Source organism: Nostoc sp. (assembly GCF_036917395.1).
Lineage (GTDB): Bacteria > Cyanobacteriota > Cyanobacteriia > Cyanobacteriales > Nostocaceae > Nostoc.
The window spans coordinates 94,457-107,699 of record NZ_JBALDI010000070.1 but is presented as its reverse complement, the minus strand read 5'-3'; the positions used below and the strand labels follow the sequence as shown (position 1 = coordinate 107,699).

At 40.9% G+C, this 13,243-nt stretch carries 10 protein-coding genes and 1 pseudogene; 6 read left to right on the top strand and 5 right to left on the bottom strand.

Annotated elements, in window-relative coordinates; translation table 11 throughout:
• Nucleotides 1-658 precede the first annotated feature (658 nt).
• Complete coding sequence (gene mtnA / locus V7K46_RS23765; RefSeq protein WP_335117439.1) at nt 659-1,720, bottom strand: S-methyl-5-thioribose-1-phosphate isomerase; 1,062 nt, start codon at nt 1,718-1,720, stop codon at nt 659-661.
• Nucleotides 1,721-2,170: 450 nt separating this feature from the next.
• On the opposite strand from mtnA, the gene V7K46_RS23760 reads away from it, so the two are divergent.
• From V7K46_RS23760 to V7K46_RS23745, 4 genes are all read left to right on the top strand, one after another.
• Nucleotides 2,171-2,323, top strand: a complete 153-nt coding sequence (locus tag V7K46_RS23760) for a hypothetical protein (RefSeq protein ID WP_335117437.1) — start codon at nt 2,171-2,173, stop codon at nt 2,321-2,323.
• Between the two features lie 85 nt (nt 2,324-2,408).
• Nucleotides 2,409-3,416 carry a DUF2235 domain-containing protein gene (locus V7K46_RS23755; RefSeq protein WP_335117435.1) on the top strand — a complete coding sequence of 336 codons (1,008 nt, stop codon included), beginning with the start codon at nt 2,409-2,411 and terminating at the stop codon, nt 3,414-3,416.
• A 129-nt stretch (nt 3,417-3,545) separates the two neighbouring features.
• Nucleotides 3,546-5,186, top strand: coding sequence for a peroxidase family protein (locus tag V7K46_RS23750; protein ID WP_335117433.1), 1,641 nt, complete (start codon nt 3,546-3,548; stop codon nt 5,184-5,186).
• 96 nt (nt 5,187-5,282) lie between these two features.
• Entirely contained in the window at nt 5,283-6,464 is a 1,182-nt protein-coding gene (locus tag V7K46_RS23745) for a catalase (protein ID WP_335117431.1), read from the top strand.
• A 123-nt stretch (nt 6,465-6,587) separates the two neighbouring features.
• On the opposite strand, the gene dxs is transcribed toward V7K46_RS23745, so the two are convergent.
• Together dxs and V7K46_RS23735 are read right to left on the bottom strand one after the other, a co-directional pair.
• Nucleotides 6,588-8,495, bottom strand: coding sequence for a 1-deoxy-D-xylulose-5-phosphate synthase (dxs, locus tag V7K46_RS23740; RefSeq protein WP_335117430.1), 1,908 nt, complete (start codon nt 8,493-8,495; stop codon nt 6,588-6,590).
• Nucleotides 8,496-9,348: 853 nt separating this feature from the next.
• Nucleotides 9,349-9,795: a hypothetical protein gene (locus V7K46_RS23735; protein ID WP_335117428.1), complete on the bottom strand. Its 447-nt coding sequence runs from the start codon at nt 9,793-9,795 to the stop codon at nt 9,349-9,351.
• A gap of 370 nt (nt 9,796-10,165) precedes the next feature.
• Between V7K46_RS23735 and V7K46_RS23730 the strand changes: the two genes are divergently transcribed.
• On the top strand, nt 10,166-10,438 hold the full coding sequence (locus tag V7K46_RS23730) for a hypothetical protein (RefSeq protein ID WP_335117425.1): 273 nt from the start codon (nt 10,166-10,168) through the stop codon (nt 10,436-10,438).
• A gap of 74 nt (nt 10,439-10,512) precedes the next feature.
• Nucleotides 10,513-11,289, top strand: a complete 777-nt coding sequence (locus tag V7K46_RS23725) for an intradiol ring-cleavage dioxygenase (RefSeq protein ID WP_335117423.1) — start codon at nt 10,513-10,515, stop codon at nt 11,287-11,289.
• Between the two features lie 715 nt (nt 11,290-12,004).
• On the opposite strand, the pseudogene V7K46_RS23720 reads toward V7K46_RS23725, so the two are convergent.
• Nucleotides 12,005-12,144 (bottom strand): annotated as a pseudogene (locus V7K46_RS23720) (Uma2 family endonuclease); the annotation flags it as partial.
• Between the two features lie 129 nt (nt 12,145-12,273).
• Nucleotides 12,274-13,170, bottom strand: coding sequence for a molybdate ABC transporter substrate-binding protein (gene modA / locus V7K46_RS23715; protein ID WP_335117421.1), 897 nt, complete (start codon nt 13,168-13,170; stop codon nt 12,274-12,276).
• Nucleotides 13,171-13,243: the final 73 nt, after the last annotated feature.

The following is a 13,243-nucleotide window of genomic DNA, read 5'->3' as shown; positions in this document are numbered from 1 at the left end:
TTTTATTCGCAGACTAGCTTCAAGTCTTTTAACCTGAGATATTGTAGCATTGTCAATTAGCTCCTTAGCCCGCCCAGAAATAAATTTCTGGGCTAGTAGCTAAAGTTCATTAAAGTGGACTCAAACCTTTTGTTAGCCATCTTTAGAAGATTTTAGCTATTAGCAAGAGAATTCATTTTAAGGTTCCTTACCACATTAAACACTGTCACTCATAAAATTAAAGCTGTAGTAAGAACAACTTCTTCTGTAGTTAATAACGCTTCAATTGTAATAAGTAACGCTTAATTTTTTGTTACTACTACTGAAGCGTTACTTATCATTACTGAAGGTGTTATAACTAATGCTTAAGTCGTTGTTACTACTACTGAAGCTGTAGTTATAGATGCTAAAATTGTAGTTATAAACGTTGAAAGTGGTATAAGCAACGCTTAAGTTGTTGTTACTACGGCTGAAGCTGTGATTATAATTGCTGAAGTTGTCGTTACTAGACATCTCCAGAAACTGAGAATCAACCACGATTTTATAAGGGTTTCAGGCTCATTCTTAGAGAGGTTTATTATCTTTAAGCCACCTATAAATGATCGCCTGTTCTGGCTTAGAGAAAGAAAGTCCGTCTTTGGGCATATCTTTATCTTGACTAGTAAAGTCCCTTAATGATTTACACTACTTGCTTTAGCTGTGATTTTGCTAATTTATGAGGTGCGATCGCTCCATTCTCTGTGATGATTGCTGTAATCAACTCAGCCGGAGTCACATCAAAAGCTGGGTTGTAAAAATCTACACCATCAGGTGTAAGAATAGTATCACCAACTTGATAGATTTCTGTTGGTTCACGTTCCTCAATGGGAATTTTGCTGCCATCGGCTAATTCAAAATCAACGGTAGAAAGGGGTGCAGCTACAAAGAAGGGGATATTATGGGCTTTAGCTGCGATCGCTACACTATATGTACCAATTTTATTGGCAGTGTCACCGTTAGCAGCAATTCGATCAGCACCCACAACTACAGCATGAATCAAACCCTGTTTCATGCAATGGGCTGCCATATTATCAGTAATTAATGTGACTGGAATACCTTCTTGCACGCATTCCCAAGTAGTGAGTTTTGCACCTTGCAAACGGGGACGGGTTTCGTCGGCAAATAAACGTTCTAAACGTCCTTCTCTCCAAGCGGAACGCACAACACCCAAGGCAGTGCCATAACCAGCAGTAGCTAGCGCCCCAGCATTACAGTGGGTAAGTAGCGTCAGCTTTTCTGGGGTAGTGGGCAAAACTGCCAAACCATTGTCGCCGATCGCTTGACAGGTTTGCAAATCTTCAGCGTTGATTGCTTGGGCTATTTGGAAAAGGGTTTGCTTGATGTCTTCCACCGTTCCCAGCGTTTCGTAAGCGGCTTTCATCATCCGGCTAATTGCCCAAAATAAGTTTACTGCCGTTGGACGAGTAGAACGCAACAACTGGGCAACTTTATCTAAGTGTTGCAAAAATTCGTGGCGATCGCTAGTCTCAATTTCCCTTGCACCAAGATACATTCCATACCCTGCAGCCACACCAATTGCAGGCGCACCTCGGACAATCATAGTTTTAATCGCCCGTGCCATATCTTCACTGCGGTGAATTTCTACAAATGTATACTCGTTGGGTAAGCGGGTTTGATCAATTAGTGACACTGAGTCATTATGCCAAATAACGGGATAAACCTGGTTTGTGGAAGGTGTCATAGCAATAGTAATTAGTAGATAAGCAATATTTTTTACTTTAATGCACACTGATAATTTTATTTTAAAAACCAAAATTAATTAATTTCAGTATTTCTATTTAATTAGTCTTTGTTAAGTGATTTATTTAACTAAAAATATACGTATAGTATATAGTAAAAAGATTAAAGAGAAATTCCTTAACTAAAATTTTTACTCACCTAGAAAGGGCTATTTATGACATTTATATATTGACAAAAACAAAAATATATGTATCTTTTATGTAAAAAATTTTAATTACAGGTTAAATATATGACATTTATGTTCTTGTTTTATTTAAAGTGAAGGTGCTTTAATAAATCACTAAAATAAGTAAATTTTATCCAAAACTAGGTTTTGATTTTTTGATTAGATTGAAACTTATTATCCTTTTCAAAAATAAAAGTCTTCAGTTTTAACCAAAAGCAAAAAAGCATGATTAAGCAAGCAAGCTCTATAACTACTGTTGATTTAGTTATGGTTAATGATATTAGTCCTTCGATGAAGGATGAAGCCCAGGCTTTGAGTAATGCTGCTAGTGCGATCGCCTTAATTTATCTTAACTTTATGCTGCGATCGCTGTCATAAAAGTTGATTTTACTTAGTTAGTAAAAAGTGTTATAAAAGCCAAAACATTGTTTTTTTAATTACTCAAAGCCTTTGAAATAGAACTATGAAACGTCTTGTTATCTGCTGTGATGGAACCTGGCAACAATTAATAAGTCCTTACCCAAGCAATGTGGTTAAGTTAGCTCAATCCGTGAAACCGATCGCCAGTGACGGGATTACACAGATCATATTTTATGACGCGGGCATTGGAACCGAGAGTCAAAAGATTTTAGGGGGAGCTACCGGACTAGGAATCGATAGAAATATAGAGGATTGTTACCGATTTCTTAGTCTCAATTATGTTCCTGGTGACGAAATCTATCTGTTCGGCTTCAGTCGCGGTGCTTACACAGTTAGAAGTCTTGCGGGGATGATCTATTGCTCTGGTCTTCTAGACCGCCCCCATGTCACCAAAGCACATGAAGCTTACGAGCTTTACCGTAACCGAGGTATTAAACCCAAGGATAAGACAGCAGTAGAATACCGTAAAGAGTACGGGGAGCGCGTTCCTATCATCTTGATCGGTTGTTTTGACACCGTTGGTGCCCTTGGGATTCCTGGGATGCCCGCATTCAGCAAGTTGAACGAGCAGCTGAATAAGCGCTATAGATTCCATGACACTACTTTAAATAGATGCGTTGAGAATGCATTGCACGCTGTGGCGATCGACGAAATCCGCGAAATCTTTGATGTCACTCCCATGAAAAAGCATCCTGAGGCTGAAAAGCAGCGGGTGATTCAAAAGTGGTTTCCAGGTGGGCATGGTTGCGTTGGTGGTGGAACCGAAGAATACAGCGGGTTATCAGATGCTGCCTTACAGTGGATGATTGATTCGGTCGGTGTCTTAAGATTGGGGCTTGACTTAGATCCAAGTGTGATTCCGACAGGCATTAACCCCAATTATGAATGTGACTTTAAGAACGATGTTGGATTCTTTAAATTGGCTGGAATCAAGTTTCGTGAGGTCGGCGATGTCATTGAAGATATTCATGAAAGCACGATCAACCGTTTGAAAAGCCGCAAAGACTATCGACCTAAGAATCTACAAAAGATTATCGATAAACTGAATTAATTTCTTAATAATGTTGTTTCAATGAGTGCCTACTAATGTTTTAGTCTTACCAAAACATAAGCAAAAATAAGCGTTATTTTCAAACAAAAGCAAACGATTAAATAAATAAGCAATTCTAAAGGAGAAATTATGACTGCAAAAAGAGACACATCAAGAGATGGGTTTAAAAACAAACTTGAGACGGCTGTTTTAACCGGCTTTAAACCAATTTGGAACTTTATTCAAAGTAATCCAGGTCTTGCTAGAAAAGTAAACAAAACTCTCACTAACAATGCCATCTTAAAAATTCCGACTCGTCCATATCCGTTTAGTACAATGTCTCCCTATACATCCTGGGATTCGTTGATTGATCGAACATATTCGGGACTCCAACTACCACCGCTAGATTGGAAATCCTTGACCAATGAAAACTATATCGGCATTAATTTAACGCCTGCTGAAAAGTTTGAGAAAAATCTGCCGCCGATTCAAGATTTGGAGATTTTGTATCGCAAAACTGGGGAGACGAAATACTCGCCCAAATCCTCTCTAATTTTCCCCTATTTTGTTCAATGGTTTACAGATAGCTTTCTGAGAACCGACCGCCACGAACCACGCAGAAATAGTTCTAACCACCATATCGATATGTGCAATGTCTATGGGTTAAATCCAAAGATTACACATTTGCTGCGATCATATAAAGGCGGTAAGCTAAAAAGCCAAATTATTAATGGGGAAGAATATCCTCCCTTTTATTATGACGAAGATGGAAAACCAAAAGAAGAATTTAGAGGGTTGCCGCATCTTTACACCGACGAGTCCACCCCAAGAGCAGAAACGTTCCCTCCAGAAAAGAAACAGAAGTTGTTTGCGATGGGGTTGGAAGTAGAACGAGCAAACGTACAAATCGGCTATGTCATGCTGAATGTTCTTTCCTTAAGGGAACATAATCGCGTGTGCGATCTCTTGACAAAAAATTATCCAACTTGGGACGATGAACGCCTTTTCCAAACGGCAAGAAATATTGTCATGGCTGAATTTCTCAAGATTGTTTTAGAAGATTACATCAACCACATAACTCCCTATCACTTTCAATTTTTCACCGATCCCCCCGCGTTCACTAATGAAAAGTGGTATCGCCATAATTGGATGTCAGTGGAATTTAGTTTAGTTTATCGTTGGCATAGTATGCTACCCGATACTTTAATGTATAACGGACAAAAGCTTCCCATGCCTGCCTCGATGTGGAACAACGACATGATTATCAACAAGGGATTAGGAGCCATCTTTGAGGAAAGCTGTTCCCAACCCGCAGCGCAACTGAGTTTATTCAACACACCTGAATTTCTAATTCCCACCGAAATAGCTAGTATTCATTTAGGTCGGACGGCAAAATTAAGAAGCTATAACGACTACCGTGACTTATGCAGCTATCCCCGCGTCACCGACTTCGATCAGATTAGTAGTAATGAAAAAGTTCAAAAAGAACTACAACGATTGTACGGTCATGTAGATAATATTGAGCTGTATGTCGGACTCTATGCAGAAGATTTGCGTCCAAATTCAGCCTTACCACCTTTAGTCGGACGATTAATAGGAATTGATGCTTTTTCTCAAGCGTTCACCAATCCTCTACTAGCGGAAAATGTCTTTAATCCAGAAACTTTTTCACCAGTAGGTTGGGAGGAAATACAGAATACAAAAACCCTCTCCCAAGTGGTGCATCGCAATATTCCTCAAGGTAAAAACTATAGAATTTCTTTTTATCGCGAAGATTGGCAACCTGCCTGATTAACTAATGAATTTGGGTGTGTTACGAATAATAAAACACACCCTACTTGTTAAAGACACATAAAGTATTTTCTAATTAATCCTACCTTTAAAAAAATGAAACTATTTACCGAATATCCAGAAAAAGACGAAGCCAAATATTGCGATCGCATGAGTGAGCTAGTCAAAAAGAACATGGATAATCTTTACGGAGGTGAGAAGAAAGAAACTGCAAAGAGAGATACCCACTCTAAAACCAACGCTGCTGTACAAGGAACTCTAGAAATCTTTGACTTTGATGAAGCAGCAATTAAGCAGGAATTGAGCAAACGCACCTCATTAACTGAAGCTCAACTTCAAGCCATTTCCTTAAAACAAGGTTTATTTGCAAAACCGAAACAATATCCAGTGTGGCTACGATTTGCAAATGGCGCGTTTTCAGTAAAGAATGATTATGAAGGAGATACGCGCTCGATGTCCGTAAAAGTGATCGGGGTAGAAGGAGAACGACTACCACAAAGTCACGAGCTAAAAACCCAAGATATTATTACCCACAATACCGAATTCTTTTTTGTTAGAACCATCAAAGACTTCCATAGCTTTTTCTTGACGGTTTATCGAGCAGGGCTGTTTCCGCTTTTTAAGCTGTTGGTGCTTTTATGGCTAAAGTCGCATCCCTACGAAGCTACACTTCTAAAAAACAGTTTTAAACGGTTTCCCAAGAGTTTGCTCACAGAACGCTATTGGAGTGCTTCAGCATATTCTTTGGGACTAAAATCTGATTTTGACCCATCACAACCAGGTCGAGTTCCTGTGGAATATCCGGTTGTGATTAAATATGGATTTACTCCAGTTTCCAGTCAACCACCTCATCAACAACTTCCTCTGGAGTCCAGATCAGAAAGTGAGCTTCAGCGTGCCAAAGCTTCAGGTTCAGAGGACAATTACTACCGAGAGGATATCATTCAAGCTTTAGCAAAGCCTGATGCTGAATATTGTTGGGACTTTCAAATTCAATTTCAAACTAGCCCAGAAATGTCTATTGATGATACCACCATTGTTTGGAATGAAAAAGAATCACCCTTCTTTACAGTTGGCCGCCTAACAGTTAAGCATCAAAAGGTTAATTCTCCTAAAGAAAGTGACTTTGGGGAAAATCTCAGTTTTTCTCCTGGGAATGGTTTAGCAGTGCATCGTCCGGTTGGTGCAATCAATCGATTACGCAGCATTGTTTATCATATCGTTGCTGATAACCGTCACGAAAAACGAGGAGTTAAATACCAGGAACCAACTGTCTGACTTTTCACACGAATTATTAATTATAAATTTTTCACAATCTACTAATATTAGACTTGCCGTTTTCATAAGCGATCGCCCACACCTGAGTCACAAGTGTGGGCGATTCATTCTACAAAGAATTAACTAAACAACAGCAGATACTTGCTGCTTAAAGAAAGCTTGCAACACTCTCTCTGCTATTTGATGACTAGTTAAACCTAATTCTGTCTTAGATTCATTGGGTTCAGCATGATCTACTAACACATCTGGCACACCGAATCGCTTGACAGGAACTAGAATATCTGCATCTAGTAAAGCTTCAGCGATCGCAGAACCAAAGCCACCCATCACACAGCCTTCCTCCAAGGTGATGACGCGCCCAATTTTCTTAGCCAAAGGCAAAATCAACTCGGTATCCAAGGGTTTAACGAAACGGGCATTGATTACAGTTGCTTCAATGCCGTGTTCACTGAGAATTTCAGCAGCTTGCATTCCTGGATAAACCATTGTGCCATAGCCGACGATTAACACGTCATCCCCAGTGCGGAGAATTTCGCCTTTACCAATTTCCAACGGTTCCCAACCTTCCTCCATCAGGGGGACACCATAGCCATTGCCACGAGGGTAGCGCATAGCGATCGGGCCACTAGTATGGTTAACACCAGTAACTACCATACGTTGGAGTTCTGCTTCGTCTTTAGGTGCCATCATTACCATGTTGGGAATGCAACGCAGATAAGCGATATCATACATACCCTGGTGGGTGGGGCCATCAGATCCGACAATTCCTGCCCTATCTAAGCAGAAAAAGACTGGAAGGTTTTGGATGCAGACATCGTGAATTATCTGGTCATAGGCGCGTTGCAGGAAGGTAGAATAAATGGCGGCGATGGGGCGCATCCCTTCGGTTGCTAGTCCCGCAGCTAGAGTAATAGCGTGTTGTTCAGCAATCCCGACATCAATATATTGATTGGGTAGTTTTGCTTGAAGTTTATCTAAACCTGTCCCCGTTGCCATAGCCGCAGTAATCCCAATGATTTTGGGGTTTTGTTCGGCAAGTTTCACCAGAGTGTGAGAAAAGACTTTGGCATAAGCCGGGGGTTTGGGTTTACTGGAAGGAATGGCTTTGCCAGTTGCTACGGTGAAGGGGCTTTGGGCGTGGTAGCCAACTTGATCTAGTTCGGCAATTTCATAGCCTTTGCCCTTAACTGTTGCTACATGTACCAAAACTGGGCCCGGTATCTGATGTGCCTGTTGGAAAGTGGCAATCAATTCTTCTAGATTATGCCCATCCACTGGTCCAATATAGGTAAAGCCGAGTTCTTCAAAAACTGCACCTACCTTGGGAACAGCCAAGCGTTTCATACCTTCTTTGATGCGTCCGAGTTCCGGAGACAGGGATTCGCCAACAAAGGGAATTTGCTTAAACTGTTCCTCAAGATTATCTTTAATAAATTGCACCGGTTGGCTGAGGCGCATTTTGTTCAGATAGCGGGGAATCGCGCCGACGTTGGGAGATATAGACATGTCGTTGTCGTTGAGAACAACCAACAGGTTAGTTTTCGGCAAGTGTCCGGCATGGTTGATCGCTTCTAAAGCCATACCCCCAGTCAGCGCCCCATCGCCAATAACAGCAACGGCTTTAAATTTTTCCCCTTTCAAGTCTCGCGCTAAAGCCATGCCCAATGCTGCTGAAATACTTGTAGAAGCATGTCCAGCCCCAAAGTGGTCAAACTTGTTTTCACAGCGTTTGAGATAACCCGCAACTCCGTCTTTTTGTCTAAGGGTGTGGAAGCGATCGTAGCGTCCTGTAAGCAGTTTGTGGGGATAAGCCTGATGTCCTACATCCCAAATCACTTTATCCCGATCTAAGTCCAGTGTCTGGTAAAGTCCTAGTGTTAATTCTACAACACCCAACCCTGGCCCCAAGTGTCCACCATTAACTGCTACGGTTTGGAGATGCTTATCTCGAATCTGACGGGCAATCTGTTGCAGTTGGCGAACAGATAAACCGTGCAACTGATTAGGATGGGTGATTTCGCTCAGATGCATATTATAGGGTTTTCCTCTCTAAATTTAGGTTTTCGGTATTTTGATTTTCCCACGGTCGGGTTATCTACATAATCAGACTCTTATATTGTTACTAAGTTGTAGTGGAAAGTATAACTTCGTAATTGATAATGGTGAAAAATTTGTGACCCATTAACAATTCGTCAAAATAAGGTTGCAATTAGCTAAATCTCTAGCACATTTGTCAATAAGTAATGCTACTGAAAATAACTTTGGAATTCGTATAGAAAACTAAGTTGTTCAGGAGCCGTTTGTGGAAATTCCTTAAGTAGAACATTCACTTTGAGATTTCAAGCTAGTACAAAATAAAGTTAAATATCTCATTTTTAACTATATATTCAGCATAATTGCTGGTAAAATTTTAACAATTATTTTTTCTCTTCTTCGGTAACAGCAGCTAATTATATTAGCGTTAGCGAAGCTTAACGAAGTTATCGCTAGTTCATATAAGCACAACAAATATGTATGTAAAAATACAAAATTATTTTAGCTAAATTCAGTATTTGCTTAGTAAAATAATCTTCCTAAATTAATTATAAAATTTTATTTGACTTCTTGCATAACTAGCAAATAACATGGTGCGCGTCTCTTGATAGACTTGTTGCTTACAGCCTTCTTCATTATAGTTTCAACCACAATTGCCTTTAGGGGCGTGCAGCTAGCTGTTGCTCCTACCCTATGGTTTAATTACTTGAAAATTGCTGTAATAATATTTACGTAACCTTAAACTTTCCTAAATTATTTGTAAACAACGATATTCCCGACTTATCTAATAAGTCGGGAATCTAAGCCTTTCGATTTGAATTAAATCAAATAGGATTGCTATATCTATTCTTTATTTACCAAAAGCATCCTTGATGTTTTCAACAGCGCGTTCAACAACATTCTTTGTGTTGTCTACTGCTTCTTTAGTGCGAGATGCATCTTCGTCTGCTCTTTTCTGAATTGTAGCTGCATCTTTCTTGGCTTTGCGCTCTACAGAACTACCATTGTCTGTTGCTTGATCAACTTTACTGGCATTGCTCTTTGCAGCTTCCTTAACTTTATCTGCCGTATCATCGATGAAATTTTTGGCTCGTCCAGCATCTTTACTGGTTTTTTCTTGAACTTTATCGCCTGCGTCTGATGATGCAATCAAGGTTGCAGTAGGAGCAGCCATTGCTGAGGTGTTTGAGAAAAATGCCCCTTGCCAAACGAAAGTGATCGCTAACATACAAAACAGTGTTGTAGCCATCCAGCGTTTTACTGTGGAAAGCTGTTTTGTGAAATAATTCAGTTTCATAGAATACAATTTTCATCTGATTTAGTATCCTATTTCTACTTCATTTAGTTTATTAGCCATATCCTTCCTTAGATAGAGGTTTTTGCGTCATAAGTGGTTAGACGAATTCACTATTTTGATAGATTGAATTTTGAGTAAAGATTTTTTCCCTGAAAATCAGGGATCGAATTAAACAGTTCACAGATTTTGGACATGGACCCTCGCGTTTAGCTCGACTTCATCCAAAATTAAGAACTCGGTTTTCTTTATCCGGCCAAAACCTTGGCTTTTCGGCAAAAACTTTTTCCACGTCACAGATTATCGATGAAGTTAAAAAAGTAAAACTTCTGTCTCACAAAGCTTTTAGCGATAGTGAGCCTGTTGGGAAAAAATGGATAAAGTCAAGCTTAGAGAAAAATCAGCGATCGCTGTTGTGTTAATTAACTTGCGGGCGCTTGAGCCATCGCAACTGACTTTTTCCGGTTGGGACGCTTGCGGTTTGATTTTTTACAGGACTTACGCACAGCTAACGGAAAATCGAACCACAGAGGCGCAGAGGTCACAGAGAAATGAGAGTTTGAGAGATATTTTGCGTAAGTCCTATTTTATTCTTAAGCTTGCCGTAACGCACTCTTGTATCTTAGAAGAGTGGCGGGTTATTTAATCCACGTTTCTTAGTGATTAGAACTCCTGGGAAAGTATTTAATATCACCTTGAAAAAAGCATGGTGAACACAGTATGAAAAAAGATGATTGTCAAATAAGTGCCATTCTGAGTCGAAGAAAGGTACTTGCTCTATTTAAAACAGTTGGAGCCGGAATACTTGTAGTTGGATGCATACCTATAAAGTCTAGATCCACAGAAGTAAAATCGAGTGTAGCCGTCCCAGCATCATCTTCAGCCAATGGTACATTGCCTGCATGTGTGGTGACTCCAGAGCAGACCGAAGGGCCCTATTTCGTGGACGAAAAGCTCAACCGCTCCGACATCCGTTCCGATCCGGGGGACGGTTCAGTGAAAGACGGCGTACCACTCCAACTGACGCTGCGGGTTTTGCAGATTGGCAATACTGGTTGTACGCCACACGCAGATGCGATTGTGGATATTTGGCACTGTGATGCGCTAGGCGTTTATTCGGACGTGACAGACCCAGGTTTTAGTACTGTCGGCAAAAAGTTCCTGCGCGGTTATCAAGTGACGGACGCGAATGGAACTGTCCAGTTCACAACTAATTATCCTGGTTGGTATCAAGGCAGAACCGTTCATATCCACTTTAAGGTTCGCACAGATGCGGCATCAGCCCAGAGTCATGAGTTTACGTCGCAGCTATATTTTGATGACTCGATCACGGATCGAGTACACACCCAAACACCATACGTCAGCAAGGGACAAGGCAAGTTGAAGAACGCTGGAGACGGAATTTTTCAAAATGGTGGCGAACAAATGTTGCTCAAGCTTACTAAGACAAACCTTGGCTACGCAGCAACCTTTGATATTGGGCTTCAAATGGCTTAATAGCACCTGACTCTAAAAGCAAAGCTAATTTAACATTAGCAGGTAAGTAGAGTTTTCCATGAGCAGGATGTAATTGTACACAAATACTAAGCCATTTTTAGGATCTCACAGCCAATGTATCGACCTGCAATATTAATGCATCGATTGACAATGCTAATGCATCGACTGACAATGCCAATGCATCGACTGACAATGCCAATGTATCGACTGACAATGCCAATGTATCGGCTTACAATAGCATTGCATCAACTTACAATGCCAATGTATCGGCTTGTAATGCCAATGCATCGACTGACAATGCTAATGCATCGGCTTGTAAAAATTAACCATTTCCCGAATGCTCTCTGAGTTGCTAGCACACTATGCGATCGCGTCTAGGTAGTCAGCAAACGTTACCGATGCCAAGTTATCATCAGGATTGTTTCTAGGGAGCGTTGGAGCAACCGCCGTGTGACCTGCATTTTCGAGTTATCGAATCACGCCGTCCCAACACCAACCGCCATGCCATGCACCATGAATGAGGACGAAATGTTGACTCATATATTTCTCCTGTTGTGTAAATTTCAGATTGCCGTATATCTAATACGGTTCGGTTAAGATCCCCCCGCCTGCGGCGACCCCCGATAAATTGGGGGTAAAAGAAATTCATCAGCAAGCCTTTTTTAAGGGGGGATCTTCAAAATCTGGAATTGGAACTGCGATCGCAGCCCATCCGCTAGAAGCGATCGCTTCCACGAAACAGGCTTAATTGGTACTCACCCTCAACTAGCCAATAAATCCATAGTGTGGGCTGTTTAGGATTGCCGATAAATCGCCTGCCAGTGCACCGTAATCTACAATCCAATATTCCGGGATAATGAATTGCAACTATTGATTTAGCATAATCTGACTTTCCACATCCCGTGAAAAGTCAAGATTATACCTGGGTTGATTCCTATTTGCAGTTGTGAGTTCAATTTTGATTGAGAATACAGCCAAAAACCTTTAATCCACTGCTGCTTTAGCTTTGGCTTTGGTTTTTGCCGTTACCTTTCGCTTCATCATCAGGCCGACTATACCTACTGCTATTGAGCCACCAGTAGTCATGGGTTCGGGGATAGTAGAGAATCCAGATGCCTGAAACACGGGTGACGCTTGAGAGCTGGCCAGAAAGGAGTTGAAGTCCGTAGCTGCGTCTATGTTTTGAGTTTGTCTGAGTACAGCAGAGCCATAAACAATCGGAGAGTAAAGGTTGATAGGCGGAGTGTATACAATTTTTACTTTGTTAGGTAATGTTAAAGCGTCTGTGGTGTAAACAATCCCCGCATCTATACTATCATTAGTGTCGCTTGACACTTTATTTAGTACATCACGCACATCCGAGCCGAAGACAAGTTTGGGTTGGATTTGCTGCGATATCCCGGAATTGGTAAATAATTGCTGGGCGAATCCTCCTGCTGGAACAAATGCAGGATTACCAATAGCCACTTGACGCAGCTGTAATAGGTCTTGAACGCTTGATATAGATATGGTTGAATTTATCGGCGCGATTACAGCCAAGGTGTTGTTTAGTACATTTTTCCTGGTTTCTGGTATTAGTTTGTTGGCAGCTTGCAGATTATCTAACGGTGCTTGCGATACTGAGAAGAAGATATCTACTGGATTTGGATTTGTTCCCATTAGGATTTGATTAGCGAGAGTACCAGAAGCCCCAAAGGTATTCACAAAGGTGACGTCGGGGTTGCTTTGCTTGTAAAGTGCCTCAACCTGGGGTAGGGTGTCGGTCAAGCTGGCAGCAGCATAGATGTAAAGTGTGGCAGCTTCTGCTGGTTTAGCTTGGATTACACCAAAACCCAAAGCAATGCTAGCGGTTGCAAGTGCTAATTTGTACCCTGTCTTCATAAAATATTTTCGGTAGGTTAATGTGCGAGTTACTACAATTTTTGAAATTCTAAATCTTGCACCCAACATTGAA